Source organism: Monashia sp. HAY1-2A (assembly GCF_056755315.1).
This window is the reverse complement of sequence record NZ_JBNDHY010000760.1, coordinates 1-237: the sequence shown is the minus strand read 5'-3', so window position 1 is coordinate 237 and position 237 is coordinate 1. Positions and strand designations below refer to the sequence as shown.

Annotated in this window: 1 pseudogene; it reads right to left on the bottom strand. The window is 68.8% G+C overall.

The features are described from left to right. Positions 1-237, bottom strand: a pseudogene (locus ACPYOM_RS23830) (hypothetical protein); the annotation flags it as partial.

The window sequence follows — 237 nt, the reverse complement described above, 5'->3', positions numbered from 1 at the left end:
CCCCCCCCCCCCCCCCCCCCCCCCCCCCCCCCCCTCCCCCCCAACCAACACCCCCCCCCCCAGATTACTACGCGTCTCGTGGGCTCGGAGATGTGTATAAGAGACAGCAACCAGCTGGCCGTGGAGCACGCCCTCGGCGCCCGCTGAAGCCTGACCGGCCAGTCGGTGGACTGGGACACCGACTGGCCTGTCTCTTATACACATCTCCGAGCCCACGAGACGCGTAGTAATCTGGGG